Annotated in this window: 13 protein-coding genes; 5 read left to right on the top strand and 8 right to left on the bottom strand. The window is 42.3% G+C overall.

Going from position 1 to position 17,150, the window contains the following annotated elements; all coding sequences use genetic code 11:
* Positions 1-115: 115 nt before the first annotated feature.
* A complete protein-coding gene (gene recG, locus ACHEVO_RS11450; protein ID WP_394125010.1) occupies positions 116-2,467 on the bottom strand; it encodes an ATP-dependent DNA helicase RecG in 2,352 nt (783 codons plus the stop codon).
* Between the two features lie 280 nt (positions 2,468-2,747).
* Between recG and ACHEVO_RS11445 the strand changes: the two genes are divergently transcribed.
* On the top strand, positions 2,748-3,752 hold the full coding sequence (locus ACHEVO_RS11445) for a patatin-like phospholipase family protein (RefSeq protein ID WP_394125009.1): 1,005 nt from the start codon (positions 2,748-2,750) through the stop codon (positions 3,750-3,752).
* A 174-nt stretch (positions 3,753-3,926) separates the two neighbouring features.
* Here the strand turns inward: ACHEVO_RS11445 and ACHEVO_RS11440 are convergent, their stop codons facing one another.
* A complete protein-coding gene (locus ACHEVO_RS11440) occupies positions 3,927-4,514 on the bottom strand; it encodes a hypothetical protein (RefSeq protein WP_394125008.1) in 588 nt (195 codons plus the stop codon).
* 398 nt (positions 4,515-4,912) lie between these two features.
* On the opposite strand from ACHEVO_RS11440, the gene argA reads away from it, so the two are divergent.
* Positions 4,913-6,235 (top strand): amino-acid N-acetyltransferase, encoded by a 1,323-nt coding sequence (gene argA / locus ACHEVO_RS11435; protein ID WP_057762129.1) that lies wholly within the window; start codon positions 4,913-4,915, stop codon positions 6,233-6,235.
* Positions 6,236-6,375: 140 nt separating this feature from the next.
* Here argA and ACHEVO_RS11430 read toward each other — a convergent pair whose 3' ends face one another.
* Positions 6,376-7,107 carry an FKBP-type peptidyl-prolyl cis-trans isomerase gene (locus ACHEVO_RS11430; protein ID WP_057762133.1) on the bottom strand — a complete coding sequence of 244 codons (732 nt, stop codon included), beginning with the start codon at positions 7,105-7,107 and terminating at the stop codon, positions 6,376-6,378.
* A 456-nt stretch (positions 7,108-7,563) separates the two neighbouring features.
* Between ACHEVO_RS11430 and ACHEVO_RS11425 the strand changes: the two genes are divergently transcribed.
* Positions 7,564-9,228, top strand: coding sequence for a mechanosensitive ion channel (locus tag ACHEVO_RS11425; protein ID WP_394125007.1), 1,665 nt, complete (start codon positions 7,564-7,566; stop codon positions 9,226-9,228).
* Between the two features lie 143 nt (positions 9,229-9,371).
* Here the strand turns inward: ACHEVO_RS11425 and ACHEVO_RS11420 are convergent, their stop codons facing one another.
* A complete protein-coding gene (locus tag ACHEVO_RS11420) occupies positions 9,372-10,823 on the bottom strand; it encodes a hypothetical protein (protein ID WP_394125006.1) in 1,452 nt (483 codons plus the stop codon).
* Between the two features lie 298 nt (positions 10,824-11,121).
* On the opposite strand from ACHEVO_RS11420, the gene ACHEVO_RS11415 reads away from it, so the two are divergent.
* On the top strand, positions 11,122-11,904 hold the full coding sequence (locus ACHEVO_RS11415; protein WP_057762139.1) for an SDR family NAD(P)-dependent oxidoreductase: 783 nt from the start codon (positions 11,122-11,124) through the stop codon (positions 11,902-11,904).
* 179 nt (positions 11,905-12,083) lie between these two features.
* Here the strand turns inward: ACHEVO_RS11415 and ACHEVO_RS11410 are convergent, their stop codons facing one another.
* The 3 genes from ACHEVO_RS11410 to ACHEVO_RS11400 form a co-directional block, all read right to left on the bottom strand.
* Positions 12,084-12,779: a lysophospholipid acyltransferase family protein gene (locus ACHEVO_RS11410; RefSeq protein WP_341610393.1), complete on the bottom strand. Its 696-nt coding sequence runs from the start codon at positions 12,777-12,779 to the stop codon at positions 12,084-12,086.
* Between the two features lie 165 nt (positions 12,780-12,944).
* Positions 12,945-14,831, bottom strand: coding sequence for a DNA topoisomerase IV subunit B (gene parE, locus ACHEVO_RS11405; protein WP_394125005.1), 1,887 nt, complete (start codon positions 14,829-14,831; stop codon positions 12,945-12,947).
* Between the two features lie 110 nt (positions 14,832-14,941).
* Complete coding sequence (locus ACHEVO_RS11400) at positions 14,942-15,610, bottom strand: YqiA/YcfP family alpha/beta fold hydrolase (RefSeq protein WP_394125004.1); 669 nt, start codon at positions 15,608-15,610, stop codon at positions 14,942-14,944.
* 187 nt (positions 15,611-15,797) lie between these two features.
* Here ACHEVO_RS11400 and ACHEVO_RS11395 point away from each other — a divergent pair, with 187 nt between their 5' ends.
* A complete protein-coding gene (locus ACHEVO_RS11395; protein ID WP_394125003.1) occupies positions 15,798-16,058 on the top strand; it encodes a DUF1289 domain-containing protein in 261 nt (86 codons plus the stop codon).
* A 441-nt stretch (positions 16,059-16,499) separates the two neighbouring features.
* On the opposite strand, the gene ACHEVO_RS11390 is transcribed toward ACHEVO_RS11395, so the two are convergent.
* The gene (locus ACHEVO_RS11390) at positions 16,500-16,952 is read right to left on the bottom strand and encodes a hypothetical protein (protein ID WP_394125002.1); all 453 of its coding nucleotides are present in this window, start codon (positions 16,950-16,952) and stop codon (positions 16,500-16,502) included.
* Positions 16,953-17,150 lie beyond the last annotated feature (198 nt).

Below are 17,150 nucleotides of genomic sequence, written 5' to 3'. Positions count from 1 at the left end.
GGAGTAACGTCTATCAAGAATGTTAACGTTGTGGCCATACTGTTTGTTTATATCCAGAGCTAGGTTCGATGACATATTAAACCCACTTGCCGATACCGATACTAAGCACTGATTACTAGGCATTGGTATAGCGACTTGCCTCAGGCATCCAGCGATGAATCAATTGACTGACATCTGCTTTTCGCGTAGGGTCTGCTATCAAATGCTTCGCTAACCGCTGAGCAATGGCAAATAATTGCTCATCACGGATCAGATCAGCCAAATAGTAGCCAACGTTACCTGTTTGACGTTTGCCTAACAGCTCTCCTGGCCCACGTAACTCTAAGTCTTTTTGAGCAATGACAAAACCATCAGTACTATCGCGTAGGACATTTAGTCGCTCAGTACCTGTCTCTGATAGCGGTTTTTGATATAACAGCACACAGAAACTTTTGGTCGAGCCACGTCCGACTCGCCCGCGCAGCTGATGCAATTGTGAGAGTCCCAAACGCTCCGCATTTTCGATAACCATTAACGATGCATTGGGCACATCAACCCCTACCTCGATGACAGTCGTCGCAATTAACAAATCCAGATTACCTGCTTTGAACTCCTGCATGATGGCTTGCTTATCAGCAGACTTCATCTTGCCATGTACCAGTCCAATACGAATATCTAGACGTTCATTTAAGTCCTCATAAGTGGCTTCGGCTGCCTGCGCATCCAAGACACTAGACGCTTCTACCAGTGAGCATACCCAGTACGCTTGCCTGCCCGCTTCGCAATTGATCGCGATACGCTCTATTACTTCATCGCGTCGATTGCGATCGATGGTTACTGTCGTAATTGGTGTACGCCCCGGTGGCAATTCATCGATGATTGAGGTATCCATATCGCCATAGACACTCATCGCTAAGGTTCTTGGAATCGGTGTTGCGGTCATTATTAGCTGATGCGGGGTACTGTTAGCCACGCCTTTATTGGTCAATGCCATGCGTTGCTCAACACCGAATCGATGCTGCTCATCAATGATAACCAAACCTAACTTAGCGAACTGAACTTGCTCCTGAAACAGTGCATGAGTACCGACCACCACTTGCACGGTATTTTCTGCGACAGCTTCCAAAGCTTCGCGGCGCTGTTTGGCCGTTTGCTTACCGGCGAGCCAACCGACACCAATGCCCAATGGTTCAAACCATTGCTTAAAATTCAGTAGATGCTGCTCTGCCAAAATCTCAGTTGGTGCCATTACCGCGACCTGCCAACCACTATCGAGCGCATAGCCTGCCGCCCCTGCTGCCACCAACGTCTTGCCAGCACCCACATCACCCTGTACCAGTCGTAGCATCGGAATTGAGGTCGCCATATCCGCAGTGATGTCTTTCATCACTCTTTTTTGCGCCCCCGTTAAATCAAAAGGCAATGCAGAAAACAGCTTGTCAGCAAGAGGGCTATTGGTAGTACATTTGGGCGATTTATGCTGATGTAGCTGTTGGCGACGATATAGCAGACTGAGCTGATGCGCAGTCAATTCTTCAACAATCAAGCGCTGGCAAGCAGCATGCGTACGAGCACTAAGTTGAGTGAATAGTTTGTATTGCTGAGACGCGCTGGTATAAGTAGGCGGCGTATGCAGCAGTACCAATGCTTCAAATATCGTTAAATTATAGACATTGTGCTGAGCAATACTGGCCGCGACGCTATGTATGTCATTATCTGCCTGATAGGTAGAAGGACTGGGTTTGTATACGCTATTGCCAATCGCATTATCAGGCACGCTGCGTGCTAACGTTGAGAAAATATCTTCGGTATATTCGGCCTCTGACACCGCTGACTTAGATGGCTCAAAAGGCACTAATGGCAAATCGGATACAACTGCAAAATCTTCAGCCGTAAATAGTGTCATCGGCAGACCTTGGCTCCGAACCGTTTGCAATGCCAGCTTAATTAAAGTGCGCAGCTTGTTTTGATGTAAGCCTTTGACAGTAGGGTAAATAGGCTGCAATCCCGTATCGGTCATGACTGTATTGTCAGTGATAACTTGATATTCAGGATGATGTACCTGCTTACCGTAGCGGCTGACTTTAACCTCACCAAACAGTTGTAAGCGCGTTCCCAAGTTCATGGTCTGTACCAGACCGCGATAGACCTTAAAAAACCGCAACGATATCGTACCCGTATCATCATCCACCGTCACAGTCATCCCACTGCGCTTGGTATCGACATGGACGATATGACCGGTAATTAGCGCTGACTGTCCATGCTCTACATCGGCGATTGATACCAGTCGACTACGATCCTCATAATCACGAGGCAAATGTAATAGCAAATCGAATATCCGCTTGATATTTAACTGCGCCAACTGCTCTGCGACTTTTACCCCCACACCTGCTAGCGCAGATACTGGCATATCTAGTGCTGACAGCGGCATGTCAGATCTAAGGTGATCTAATGAGTTGGCTGAGGCACGACTCTCCGATATTGGCATTAAAGATCCTAACAATATTATTTTTAATTTTCGTATGCTAAATCGAGCATTTTTAGTAGGCTGCACATGATGACTTGTACCACAGAATAGCGATAACGATAGTACGTATAAAGACGTCGACTCATTTCATTATAGCTGACAATACAATTGCTTATGCTAGGCTATTTAGTAAAATAGCATCTATACAGTCCATCTACTATAGATAAACCGCTTCTCCTCATCATACCAATAACTGATGTCTGATTTTTTGAATTATGGCAATTTCATAAGGTGTTTTTCTATGCTTGTTTCTATTTTGCCTCGTCAGTTGCTTCATAACTTAATTCGTCGTAATCTAAAACTACTGAGGTTGAGCTTAATACCCATTCTCGGTTTGTATCTCAGTGCCTGTAACACGTTGCCATCGACTATTCCTGGCACACCAGAGCCTGTTGTTAAGGCCCCTACTGTCGCACTGGTGTTGGGTGGTGGCGGTGCGAAAGGGTTTGCCCATGTAGGTGTCATTAAGGCACTAGAAGAAAACGGTATCAAACCAACATTGGTAGTCGGGACGAGTGTGGGTAGCTTGATTGGCAGCTTATACGCCAGTGGTTACACGCCGGCACAGCTTGAGCAATTGGCACTGACCACTACTGATAGCCAGCTCACAGACTTTACTTTATCCAATCAAGGTTTTATCGAAGGTATTAAGTTAAAAAACTTTATTAATAGCAAAGTGAATGCGCGAGCCATAGAAGACTTCCCCATTGCTTTTGCGGCAATCGCAGCAGAAAAACACACTCTGAACAAAACAGTCTTTACCACTGGCGATGCTGGGCTTGCCGTACAAGCGTCCTGTAGCGTGCCCAATATTTTTATTGCCCCGCGCATTCCTGAAAAGGTCGGTAAAAAATATGTCGATGGCGGTGTGGTCAGTTTAGTACCAGTAGATAGCGCCTATGACTTGGGTGCTGATATTGTCATTGCTGTAGATGTGACGGGAGCTCAAGGCAGCAATAATACGAGCAATCAAATACCGACTATGAACTCATTGAGTGACTTTTGGGGCTTTCTAGAAACCAATATTATGGCTACTAACCTGACTACTAGTCGCTCCGCATCAAATCAGAGCGAACGAGATCGAGCAGATATTGTTATTACTCCCAATGTCGGTCGTAACAGTTCGATAGATACTAGGCAGCGGCGCAGTCTAATACAAGCAGGCGCCCAAGCTACAACGCCACAAATCAATGCCATTAAACAACTTATTCAAGAGAAATCCAGTAGCAAATATGCCACGCTGTAATTGAGTACTTTTACTTACTTATCAGCAAAAATACCAAACATCCTGACACACCATAAAAAAGCACCGCAGCTATAAACTGTGGTGCTTTTTTATTGATAGCTTTCAGTACTAAATGGATAGTTTTCAGTGCCAACTATATCAATGCTAGCTAAATTCTAATCCAAAAGTTCAGGACTATTTTACACGAGCGCGATATTTTACAGCGACGGTATCATTTAGGCCTACGCCTTCTAGGTCCCAACGTACCGCTTTATAGTATTTAAGCGCGACATCTTGTAGTTGATTATCTACTTTGGTACGTAATGGCATACGAGCAAAGTTATTGCCATCTACACTGCCATATGGGAATTCAGGAGCAACCGTTTTTAGTAGTTCTACCTGCTCTGGAATGCTCATCGTAACGGTCATTTTACGTACGCGATCTGCATTGGTATTGGTAAAGTATCCTTGATACTCCAATACATTGCCTGACTGCAAACGAGTATTGGTATCTACAGGGACGAGTACTTCTTGACCATTGGCATCAACGCTGACCAATGACGCTGTGATTCTGCTATTAACGGCCTGAGCACTTGAGTTGCTGCTCTTGTTAACATTTGTCTGAATAGCCATCGAGCTATCAACCGCTTGCTCTGGTGTTGGCAGCATCGCTGAAGCTTGTGTGACTACCATTGCACCGATAAGCGTACCGGCAACAACGTGAAATAAGCGGTGGCCGCTCCAAGCACTGAACGGGCTAGCAAACTGGTTACTTTTTTTCATGATTTTCATTATCCCTGGTTGATATGTCGGTAAAACACAGATGGTGCAACTTAAGTTATTTTTATAATTTGTTCAACAGATAAAAAGCATTACGATGTATATAAGATATTGCTGTGAAATAGCTCATGCAATCTATGAAGCACATGAACTCACTTATCTAACCTGATTATCTTCGCTCAGCATCTGTAAAGCAATAGCGCTTAGCATAACAAAAAGCATTTGTACGTACATTAACCCAGTGTTGAGGTTGTGTATATCAGCGATTGGCAATAAGAATGCTTGAATACAGCTGAAATAAAAGATAGCTCATAACCGCGTTTTTTGCTATGGTAAATCTTTAGCGTTAGGCATTTTTTTGCTGCGCCCCTTTTCTTATTCTAACGACTACTGCTCCCATTATGACTACTAGCTCCATGCCCCAGATTAACCCTGAATACGTCCATTGGTTCCGTAACTCTGCACCCTACATTAATACCCATCGCGGCAAAACTTTCGTGATCATGTTTGGTGGTGAAGCGGTCAATCATGCGAACTTCAGCACACTTATTCATGATTTTGCCTTGTTGCATAGCTTGGGTATCAAGCTGGTACTAGTACACGGGGCACGACCGCAAATCGAAAAGAACTTAAAAGACGCTAACATTGAATCGCCGCTACATCAAGATATCCGTATTACGCCACGTGCAGCGATGCCATCTATCTTACAAGCCGTTGGTGCCATTCGTTTACAGATTGAAGCTCAGCTATCGATGGGGCTGGCCAACTCTCCGATGTATGGTTCGCGTATCGATGCGATATCGGGTAACTTCGTGACAGCTCGCCCATACGGTATCCGTGAAGGTATTGATTACCAAATGACGGGTGAAGTACGTTCTATCGATGTGGAAGCCATCAAAAACAATCTACTTCATGACCATATCGTTGTACTAGGCTCGATGGGCTACTCTGCAACTGGCGAAGTATTTAACTTATTGGCCGAAGATGTGGCCCTAAGCGCTGCCGTAGCACTGGGTGCTGACAAGCTTATATTCTTAGGCGAAGAAGCAGGTATCAACGATGACGATCGTTTATTACGTGAAATGATTCCTAATGAAGTTGATCGCTTCTTACGTGACCGTGATTTAAATTGTGAAATTAATTATTTCTTGAACTGTGCAAGTTTGGCCTGTCGTCAAGGCGTCCATCGCACGCATATTATCTCGTATGCCAAAAACGGCGCATTATTAGAAGAGCTATTCACACGTGATGGTTCTGGTACGCTGATTAGCCACGACCCTTATGAAGAAATTCGCCGTGCCAATATCGATGACGTGGTTGGTCTTATTGAACTGCTGTCACCTTTAGAAGAGCAAGGCATCTTGGTCAGTCGCTCACGTGAGCGCTTGGAGCAAGAGATTGACAACTATAGTGTGATTGAGCGCGATGGTATGATTTTGGGCTGTGCAGCATTGCATACGCTAGATTCAGAGTCAGCAGAAGTTGCCTGTGTTGCCGTACGTCCTGAGTATCGTAGTGGTAGTCGCGGTGCAGATTTACTAGCATTTCTAGAACAGCAAGCGCGCAGTCATGGTTTGTACAAGCTATTTGTTTTGACCACTCGTACCGCGCATTGGTTCGTCGAGCAAGGCTTCGCTGAAGTTGAAGCCAGCGCTTTACCTGAAGCACGTTTAGAGAAATACCATAATGGCCGTAACTCTAAAGTCTTTCAAAAGAATCTATAATTTATCGCCAACTTGATATTTGCTTTGTAAGCTCGATATCAATCTGAGGTAAAATATTAGTCGTAAAAAAGCCTTCATAATTATATGAAGGCTTTTTTGTAGGCTAAGTACCTAAATTAAACAATATTTGCTTTAGATACTTATTTTACTTTTAATAGCTCAACAGTAAAGATAAGGGTGCTGTTTGGCTCGATACCAGCGTTACCCGCTTCGCCATACGCGATGTCTGATGGGATATAGAACTCGTATTTTCCGCCTTCTTTCATCAACTGTAGACCTTCAGTCCAGCCAGCGATTACTTGGTTTAGTGGGAACTCGATTGGCTCACCGCGCTCATAAGAGCTATCAAATACTGTACCATCAAGCAATTTACCTTCGTAGTTTACTTCAACCACGTCAGTTGCTTTTGGCGATTTACCAGTACCTGCTTTGATAACTTTATACTGTAAACCAGACTCTGTTTGCTTCACGCCTTCTTTTTTGGCGTTTTCTGCTAAGAATGCAGTACCAGCGGCTTTATTTTCTGTCGCTTTGGTTTCCATGTCTTTAACGAATTGCTCTTCTTGCTCTTTTTGATAGTCCATCAATACTTGTTGCATTTGCTCTTGGGTCAATGCTGATTCATTGCCTTCGTAGCCATCACGGAAGCCTTTTTCAAAAGTATTTAGGTCTAGATCTTTGACAGCGTCTTTATTGCCTTCTGCCATCATGAAACCTAAGCTATAACCTACTTTTTCACTAGCTGAGCTTTGTTCAGTAATGGAAACGCTTTGAGCGGCTGTTTCTTGATTGCCATTGTTGGTGCTACAGCCTGTTACTAACAACATAGCGCTAGCAAGTGCACTAACGCCTAAAGTAGTGATTTTTTTCATAAAGTACTCTCTAATTGTAAGAATAGTGGCGAGATGTCACATTCCTCTATAATAACAAATCTTAGTTTTGGGAACCACGCTTTGCACGAAATTATCGGGTCAATGTATAGTCTATGTTAATATCTTCTATCATAATAACAAGTTATCACACAAATATAGTAACAGGTAAAGCTTTCTGTCTTTAAATCCCTCAATACATCAGCTAAGCTGAATTAGTTAAGGAGATAAGTAACCGAGCGTTAATTTTTATCAAAAATAAGCAGATATCGATAGCGAAGTCACTGTAATATAAATAAGAGATACTGCTGATAATAATTTATGCTCAAAAACGATAACATCTCTATATAACTGATTCTAAAAATACTATTTATGACAACCATCTATATGTCTTGCTCACTAATCGCTGTATGAACATTGTTTTTGGCGAGTTATATAAGATGCTTCAAGGAGGATAAGATGAACCCAATGTACACATCTTTTAACGGCTATCTTGGTGGACCTATCGGTTCCATCATTGGTGCTATTTTGATATTCGTTATTGGTTGGCTAGTAGCCCTTGGTATCGCAGCACTGGTACGCGGCGTACTCTCTAAAGTTAATCTCAATCAACGTATGAACTCTTCAACTGGTAAGACCTACGACCTTGAAGGTATCATCTCCAAAATTGTTTTCTGGTTTATTTTCATCATTGCTATCTCAGGCGCACTTAGCCAATTAAACTTAAACTCTATCTCAGCACCATTCGCAAATATGGTTAATCAAGTATTGGCATTTATCCCTAATCTTATCGGCGCTATCGCACTTGGTGTGATCGGTTGGGTCGTGGCTACTGTTGCACGCACAGCGATCAACGCAGCTCTTGCGAAGACCTCTATGGATGAGCGTTTAAGTGCACAAGCTGGCGTAAAACCAATGAGCAGCACGATTGCTGATATGGTTTACTGGTTCATCTTATTGGTTGTATTGACCATGGTACTTGGTCAATTAGAGCTTGATGGTTTGTTCGCTCCACTGACTAATATGGTCGACAAAATCTTTAGCTTTATCCCTAATATCTTGATTGCTGGTGTGGTCTTCGTCGTTGGTTATATCATTGCTAAAGTCGTACGCGGCATCGTAACCAACCTTGTTTCTACTTTTAATGTACAAGAATTGGCGTCAAAAGCAGGTTTAAGTGAGCAAAACAGCTTACCTAATATTGCAGGTTCATTAGCATTTTTAGTGGTTATTATTCCAACCATTATTGCTGCTCTAAATGCACTAAAAATCGAAGTGATTGCTCGCCCTGCGACCAATATGCTTAACAAAATCATGGAAGCCTTGCCAAATATCTTTATGGCAGTCGCTATCCTAGTAGTAACTTTCTATGTTGTACGTATGGTTGCCAACATCATTAAAGGTTTGATTGAGAACACTCAAATCAATCAACTGCCTGCGAAAGTTGGTCTACAAGAAACCATGGGTGATAAGAAAATTTCTGACCTAGTTGGTTATGCGATTATCTTCTTTGCTATGCTATTTGCTGCTATTGCAGCCGCTGATTTACTAGGTTTCGAGCCTATCTCAGCTATTATCACGATGTTTATCGCATTCGGTGCAAACATCATCTTAGGCGCAATTATCCTATTCATCGGGTTCTGGCTTGCCAATATCATTGCAGGTGTGGTTGAACGTTCTGAGCAAGGTTCACAATTCCTAGCAAACATCGTACGTGTATTAATCATGGGCCTAGTATTAGCAATGGGTCTAAAAGCGATGGGTATTGCCGATTCAATCGTTAACCTAGCATTTGGTCTAACACTAGGCGCGGTAGCCGTTGCCTTTGCCCTATCATTTGGTCTTGGTGGTCAAGAAGCTGCAGCTCGCTTTTTACGTAAAATGCAGGATAAGATGGATCATGAACGCACTGAAGCGAAAGCAAAATCTGCGCTACAGCCAAGTTCATCAACTCAAGAAAAGGTTGCTGATTCAGTTCGTGAAAACACGCCCTCTGCTGCTAGCACACCTACCACTGATTTACGTACCGATGTAGTTGATACACCACGTGTTGATACTAATGACATCTACAACAGTGATGACATACTTCCTGGTAGCGGTCTCAATGACGATATCAATAAGTAAGTATTTTTGATTGTTTAGTTTAGATACGAAAAAGACAGCCTAGGCTGTCTTTTTTTATGTCAGTAAGTATATTAATAAATCTGTGGTTATTGTTATCGAAGCTCTTAGTATAAAAGGTCATTCAAACAATTTCACGCTACAATCTACTGCTTATCTTTACGTGCTGGAATCGTTAAACTCATCTGTACTTGCGGTAATTTTTCTTTTTGCGCCTTCGTAGGTTTACCACTTTCCACGCTACTAGCAGGTGGCGTATTCTGTTTATCTAATTCTTGTTGTTTTAGCTTCTGCATTTGCTTAGTAAGTTGGCGCTCCCGTTGAGTCATCGCATCGACTGGCTGAATCCACAAATCAATATCGAAAAAATTCTCATTATTCTCAGTGATAAAGTCGATACCAAGCACGACTACATGATGTAGCTCAATAATTGGCAAACGTGTGGCAACGTCCTGTGCGATCTTTGCTAGCTTTGGTTGGACTGCGGCTTTGCTATTAGGTCCTTTTAACTCCTGACTATAAAAAACCAGTACATAATGTCGTCCCAAACTTTCATAAGAATGTTGATGTACCACATAGCCATCTTTTTGCAGTGCTGTGCTCTGTTTAGGATGTCTATATAGCGTACGGATAAGCTCGTGACGTGAAAACAAAGACTCATCTAGCAGTTGCTGTTGCCAGTGAGCTAGCGGTGTTTCTGTCTGTTCGTCACTGTTAGTTATGTGCTTTTTACCATACGTATCTATCATCTGCATACTTAGCTGAGACCATATCGTGGCTGCTTGTATCATATGCTGATGGTACATCTGCGCAGTTGAACTTTGGTTTTTGTAGGCAAGTGTGATAGCTACCAGTGCTGAGTTAGGTTCGTCTTGTACTTCATTTTTGATGAGCGCATTATCAACTACAATAGCAGGAGCAAATAAATCTGGACTTTGTAAGAAACGCTCAACCAAAGCGTCTTCCGATTCAAAACTTGGGATATGGTTTACGGCCGATTGATGTAGCTGCTCCAGATGATAAGCTAAGAAACGCCATAACTCACATGGGGTTCGTACCGCTGCTGCTATCGAGTACCAGTCATCCCAGCTAAAGACTTGCAGCTGCTGCATGCTTTCGCTCATGTCGACAACTAAGTCTTCTAAAAAGTAACGAACCCCAAAATTGTGTTTAAGTCGTTGTAGAGCACTGTTTGAATGGTTTGCACTGTCACCGTTATCATCTTGATTGAGACTACTACCCCCTCCGACAAGCTGAATGTCAAAAATCATAGCTTCATAACCAGCTGAAGCATTGTCTCCATCTTGAGACGATAATGACTTGTACCATGTAAGTGCTGACTTGACCGCAGTTATGCGTACAGCCTCAATATCAACTGACTCTGTATCATAGGGTAAATACAGTGTCAGCTCCAACAGCTGTAGCTTGCCAAGTGGCAACTGATATTGGTAGTGACGAGCGATGTACTGAGCATTGTATTCATGCTCAATTGTGTGCATGCCTGCCAAGGTCACCGCCATAGCATCTGCTTGTAAATAACTGACTAGCTCGGTCGTCAGATAGCCCCAGTCGGGCATAGTAGTAATCGAATGGGACACAAGTTCCAACCTTCTATTATCGTATGGTGAATATCGCACATGCCAGCTCGTAATAATAACAACATCATTATCGCGTATTACAAATATCTGAATGATGCAAAATTATGCTACATAAGCACTATCAGAGACAGTCGCTTTCAAAGCGATCACTTGTTATGATGATATCAAAGCAGTATTGCTTGCGTGCAAGTTTATGGATGACGAACTGTACTTAGTTGTATGTATCGAAACCGTAGTCGTTGAATTTTTAATCATCGAATTTTTAATGACTATTATATAATAATAAGGATTAAGCATTATGAAGCGTTTTAAAGAAAAGACCGTCGTTGTAACGGGTGCAGGTTCTGGTATTGGCCGTGCAACTGCCATTCGCTTTGCCGAGGAAGGCGCTAGCGTGGTTCTAGTAGGACGTACGGCAGCAACACTAGAAGAAACTGCCAAAGAATTACCACAAGATCGTACTTGGATTCACACCGACAATTATCTCATTATTACATGCGATATCAGTGTCCAAAGCCAAGTACAAGAGATGGTTGAGCGCGCTATCGACAAATTCGGCAAAATTGATATCTTGGTAAACAATGCTGGTAAGGCAACCCAAGGTAAAATCACAGAATTATCTGCTGATGATTGGCGCTCTGCTATCGATGTAAATCTAAATGGGACTTTTTACGTCTCTCAAGCGGCTATGCCTCACTTGATTGCATCAAAGGGCAACATCGTCAATATCTCATCGCTCTCAGGTGTTGGCGGAGACTGGAACATGGCTGCTTACAATGCCGCTAAAGCGGGTGTAACCAATTTAACCCGTACATTAGCATTAGATCATGGTTCAGATGGCGTTCGTGTTAATGCGGTTAATCCAAGTGTCACCAAAACCGATATGACTACGGCTATCCAAGACAATGAGTCTAAGACAGATAAGTTCTTAGCTCGCTGTCCGCTTGGACGTTTGGCAACCCCAGAGGATATCGCCGCTGCCATTACTTTCTTAGCAAGCGATGATGCCTCCATGATAACTGGTGTCAATCTACCTGTCGATGGCGGAGTTAGCGCTTCTAACGGCCAACCACAGTTCTAAATTGTTAAGCTGATAGACATCCAAATACTACTTAAAAAAAGCCCCTGATACCATCATATCAGGGGCTTTTTCAATATCAGTTATCAGAACTTAGTTGTAGGTAACTGTTAGCCTGCGTACCCGTAATACAGTCAGTTCTGTTAACTTAACTAATTGAACTAATATTTATACCACTTAGCTTATTCAGCTGCATTATTGATGTCTTGTAGTGGCTGTGACAAACGCTCAAGGTGTCTTGGCAACACCCCTTTATACTGAGAATATATTTTTGGCAAATCTGCTTCGATATCACCTGTAGGATAAACCAGCGACATAAACCGTATTTCTTTAGTATTGTAGTCCATCGCTACTGGCAAAATCGGTACACCAGCACCCACCGCTAAATAATAAAAACCTGTCTTCCACGACTCAGTATATTGCCGTGTCCCCTCTGGTGATAATCCCAAAAATAATGGTTCACCAGTTTTGAACTTATCAATACTGGCTTGTAGTACAGAGCCTTTGTTACCACGATCGATAGGAATAACTCCTATCCAATTTAACAACTGGGCAAATACAGGTACTTTAAATAGCGTGTGCTTGCCCATAATGCTGATTTTGATATCTAATGCAAACAGACTTGGAATCGCATAAATACCATCCACATTAGAAGTATGGGGCAGAGCAAGCACTACAGCTTGTGAGATATTTGGAATCTCGCCTACCGTACGCCAACCTGCTGCTTTTAACAGCGCGGATGCAATAACAGGCGCAAACTTATTGCCACGCTTAGGAACCTTATCTCCCAAATGCTTCTTGCTAAGTTTTGGGAGTACTTTGGAACGCGCAGGTTTAGAAGTAACAGACTTAGAACGGTTAAAAATCTTCGGTATCATGACAGCACAATATAATGAAAGGTACTGACATAATACCATTAAGCTTTTGTGGCGAGGCTGAATTTTGCGTGCTTTTATTATGTGATAGATCGTTTAACCATAAATATAAGTAATGACCTATTTCGATATTCTGTACACCTACTTCTTTAAACTTATTGCTAAGTGTTAAGAAATATCGGCCAAATCACCTTTACTCTCAAGCCACGACTTACGATCAGAGGCACGCTTCTTAGCCAGTAGCATATCCATCACACTATTGGTCAGTACCATGTCATCCATATCTAACTGTACTAAGCGGCGTGTATCACGGCTCATCGTCGTCTCACGTAGTTGCTCAGCGCTCATTTCACCAAGCCCTTTAAAGCGTGTAATCTGAGCTTTTTTATTGCCCGGTACGTTAGCCAAGATATGTGCAAGCTCCGGCTCATCCAATGCATAATGAACTTCTTTACCCACATCTACTCGATATAATGGCGGCATGGCCACAAACAAATGACCCGCATCTACTAGCGCAGGGAAATGCTTTACGAACAGCGCGCAGATCAATGTCGCAATGTGTAGTCCATCAGAGTCAGCATCCGCTAAGATACATATCTTGTCGTAACGCAGCTCAGACAAATCATCAGAGGCAGGGTCGACACCGATAGCAATGGCAATATCATGAATCTCTTGGCTTGATAGCACCGTATCTGATGATACTTCCCATGTATTTAGGATTTTGCCGCGCAGAGGTAGGATTGCCTGATAATGACGATCTCTTGCTTGCTTAGCACTACCACCCGCAGAGTCACCCTCTACTAAGAACAACTCAGCGCCATCACGCAAGTCACCACGGCAGTCTGCCAATTTACCAGGCAATGCGGGTCCCTGAGTAATCTTTTTACGAGCGACTTTTTTGGCAGATTTCAGACGACGTCCAGCTTTATTAATTGCCAATTCAGCGATTTGCGTACCCATGTCCGCATGTTGGTTTAACCATAAACTGAAAGCATCTTTTGCCAATGTCTGTACAGCGCCTGCAGCTTCACGGCTAGATAAACGTTCTTTGGTCTGTCCAGAAAACTGTGGCTCAGAGAACTTCAGAGACAGTATATAGTTAACCCCGTCCCAGGCATCTTCTGCAGTTAGCTTCACACTACGTGGTAGCAAATTATGAATATCACAGAACTCACGCAGAGCTTCTAAGATGCCCGTACGCAGTCCGTTGACGTGCGTACCGCCCTGAGCTGTGGGAATCAGGTTCACATAGCTTTCTTGAATCGGCGTGCCACCATCAGGCAACCAAGACAAGGCAAAGGTAATAGCCGCTCGTTCACCTGCTTTCGCATCATAATTATAATAAAACGGTGCTTCAGGTAATGTTTCCAAACCATCTAATTGTTCGCTTAGATACTCGACTACCCCATCCGTAAACTGCCAAACGACCTTTTCATCATTAATATCGTCAGTGAATTCAATCGTCAGTCCAGCGGCCAAAACAGCCTTTGCTTTTAAATTATGCTTGAGCTGTTTTACATTAAATTTGGGCGTATCAAAGAAACTACCATCCGCCCAAAAGTGTACTCTAGTGCCACGTTTACGCTTATTTGAGCTGACTGCTTCCGTCAATGGCGTAACTGGTGCACCATTTTCAAATGCCATATCAAACTGTGTGCTATCACGCCATACCGTAACCTCAACGCGAGTTGATAGCGCATTGACGACAGAGATACCCACGCCATGCAGACCACCTGATACTTCATAATTAGAGGTCGAGAACTTTCCACCTGCATGTAAGCGAGTTAATATCAGCTCAATACCAGATTGACCAAACTCAGGGTGAATATCAGTTGGCATACCGCGTCCGTCATCTTCGACAGACAACGATCCATCACTATGCAATTGCACCTTGATGGTTTTAGCATAACCAGCTAACGCTTCATCCACTGAATTATCAATAACCTCTTGCGCCAAATGATTCGGGCGCGTGGTATCGGTATACATACCTGGACGACGACGGACTGGCTCAAGACCTTCTAAAACTTCTAACGATTGCGCATTATATTGACTCACAAATGCATCCTTAACTGTTCGCGTGCGTTTAATTCTATTAAACCATTATAACGAAAAATAGCGACGTTAACGTTAATACTCCATCGCTTACGTCATATAATGTCGTCTATTTAGGCTTGTACTAAATTCTGTAAGATATTCATCACCATCGGTAGCTGATCATTAAAATCACTGAAGCGATGATCGCCACCTTCTTGAACCGTTACCGATGCGCCATGACTTTGATAAAAATCTCTAGACAGTTCAGAATTTAACAGCTCGTCGCTTTCTTTTAGCAGCACAGCAACTTTATCGGGATAATTTACTGATAACAGCTGATTATCTGCAAACCACTGTAAATCAGCAGGAGTAATACTCCAGCCACCTGCTGTCGTATGCAGGACCTTGCTAGTAGATGACTCATTTAAGTTATTTTGACTTGATACTGGTCTATTAGAGAAACGCTGTAAAGTGATATGGGGCTGAGTGCTAGGGTTGAGCAATAAAACTGGGCAACCTATCTGATTGCTTATCAAAGTAGAAAAATACCCACCTAGCGAGCTACCGATTAATACCGTATTTGATAACTCAGTCTGTTTATCTGCTGATTTTCCATCTTCAGTATCATTTAGCGCTTTGATTAAAGACAGTAGTTGCTCACACACTTGCGCAGGGGTTTTATTTAAATCAGGACGCAGCACATTAATATCAGGATAATGAAGCTGGCAATATTTTTCTAACAACATCCCTTTGGTCGAGTTGGCATCACTGTCCAATCCATGGATATAAATCAAGTTCACGTATCATCTCACTTATTAATTTTGTTATGATTATCTTATAAAGGCTATCAAAGCTAAGCATAGCACCCGCTAGACGGAAATAATAACAATAAAATGGCACACTATTAGTCAGTATTTGCGACATAATAATGTTGTACAGTGATTTTATGCAGGTCAAAGGAATGACGGTAGTCATTATGGAGGAGTCATGAATCAACAGTTTGAGCTGTTCGAGATTGCCAACCCATGTATTGGTCTTTGTCAAAGCAATAAGAAGGGTTATTGCTTTGGTTGCTTGCGTAGTCGAACTGAGCGCCAGCGATGGCATGACATGACCACAGAGCAGCAGCGCGAGGTGCTACGGCTTATCGCAGGACGGAAGCTGCGTATAGAACAAATGAAACAGCGTAAAGATGAACAGTTAGGTTTTGATTTTGAAGAGATACCTGAGATAGGTGAGTTGTTTTAAGAAGTAATTAATCAGGCCAGACATGCCAACAGTATCCTCAAAATGCGTTAAATTTCGCTAAAATATATGCCCAATAACCTAACAGTAGAATCAGTAGTCCCCACGGTATGGCAAAACACCAATAAGATAAATCGCTAGTAGTAAATACGTAAAAATAAACAGCCATTCCAACACTGATTACAAGTGAAGCTGCATATCCAATCAACAAGGTAAAGAGAACATTATTCTCAATTTTGGTTAAGCGTGGGCTTCCCTCCGCACACATATAAAAAAGAAACCCAAAAGCAAAAGCCCCGCCAATAGTAATATGCAAAAATGATATTAGAACTAGCAACCAAATTGACACGCATACTTCCTTATTAATCTAGTATTCGCTTAGATAAAAAACTACTGGCTAAAGCTAAGAATAAAAAGTACCTTTCTTACATTATATTAAATATTTCAAGTTACACCAAAGAAACTTATAACATATGGCCCTGCTAGAATACCTATTACAAACATAATCAGTCCAGCTAATATGTTTATAGCGAAAGCAATAAAACGTTCAGAAACTTTTCCTTTATTAAGACTTATATCCAGCTGTTTCAAAAGTGCTCTAGCTTTATCCTCTTCAACTTTCGCCAAACTCGAATACCGTTCATGCTCTTCTTTAAGTTTATGAACTTGTTTTAGTTTCCAATCCAATTCAGTTTCCAATCTCTGTATCAGATTTGATGTATCTTGAAGTGATTGGTAGGCTTGATCAATTTTTCTAGCAAAAGACTTTTCATTCTCTGTTAAATCTTCTAGTAAATGACTAAAGTCTACTAGAAAGCTTGGCATAAAAGTCTTAATAAAAAATCTATATAAATATTTATTTATTAGATCTAACTTGGAAATTTTACTAGACGGCATCGAGTTGTATTACCTTTGAAGAAAAGTACTTAAGAGTTTATCATTTTATGAATATAGGAACAGAAATAATAGTTAGATAAAATTTCAGACAAAGAAAAGCCCCCAACGCGTGAGCGTTGGGGGCTTTATCTAGAATAGAGAGCTGACGATGACCTACTCTCACATGGGCGAACCACACTACCATTGGCGCTACGATGT

The sequence above is a fragment of the Psychrobacter nivimaris genome (assembly GCF_043419765.1).
Classification (GTDB): domain Bacteria; phylum Pseudomonadota; class Gammaproteobacteria; order Pseudomonadales; family Moraxellaceae; genus Psychrobacter.
The sequence above is the reverse complement of the archived record's forward strand: the minus strand, read 5'-3'. Positions and strand labels throughout refer to the sequence as shown.

Coding starts and splice junctions, on each gene's coding strand:
- ACHEVO_RS11415 (WP_057762139.1), top strand. CDS start 11,122: ATGAAGCGTTTTAAAGAAAAGACCGTCGTTGTAACGGGTGCAGGTTCT.
- ACHEVO_RS11390 (WP_394125002.1), bottom strand. CDS start 16,952: ATGCCGTCTAGTAAAATTTCCAAGTTAGATCTAATAAATAAATATTTA.
- ACHEVO_RS11410 (WP_341610393.1), bottom strand. CDS start 12,779: ATGATACCGAAGATTTTTAACCGTTCTAAGTCTGTTACTTCTAAACCT.
- ACHEVO_RS11425 (WP_394125007.1), top strand. CDS start 7,564: ATGAACCCAATGTACACATCTTTTAACGGCTATCTTGGTGGACCTATC.
- ACHEVO_RS11445 (WP_394125009.1), top strand. CDS start 2,748: ATGCTTGTTTCTATTTTGCCTCGTCAGTTGCTTCATAACTTAATTCGT.
- recG (WP_394125010.1), bottom strand. CDS start 2,467: ATGCCAATATCGGAGAGTCGTGCCTCAGCCAACTCATTAGATCACCTT.
- argA (WP_057762129.1), top strand. CDS start 4,913: ATGACTACTAGCTCCATGCCCCAGATTAACCCTGAATACGTCCATTGG.
- ACHEVO_RS11440 (WP_394125008.1), bottom strand. CDS start 4,514: ATGAAAAAAAGTAACCAGTTTGCTAGCCCGTTCAGTGCTTGGAGCGGC.
- ACHEVO_RS11395 (WP_394125003.1), top strand. CDS start 15,798: ATGAATCAACAGTTTGAGCTGTTCGAGATTGCCAACCCATGTATTGGT.
- ACHEVO_RS11430 (WP_057762133.1), bottom strand. CDS start 7,107: ATGAAAAAAATCACTACTTTAGGCGTTAGTGCACTTGCTAGCGCTATG.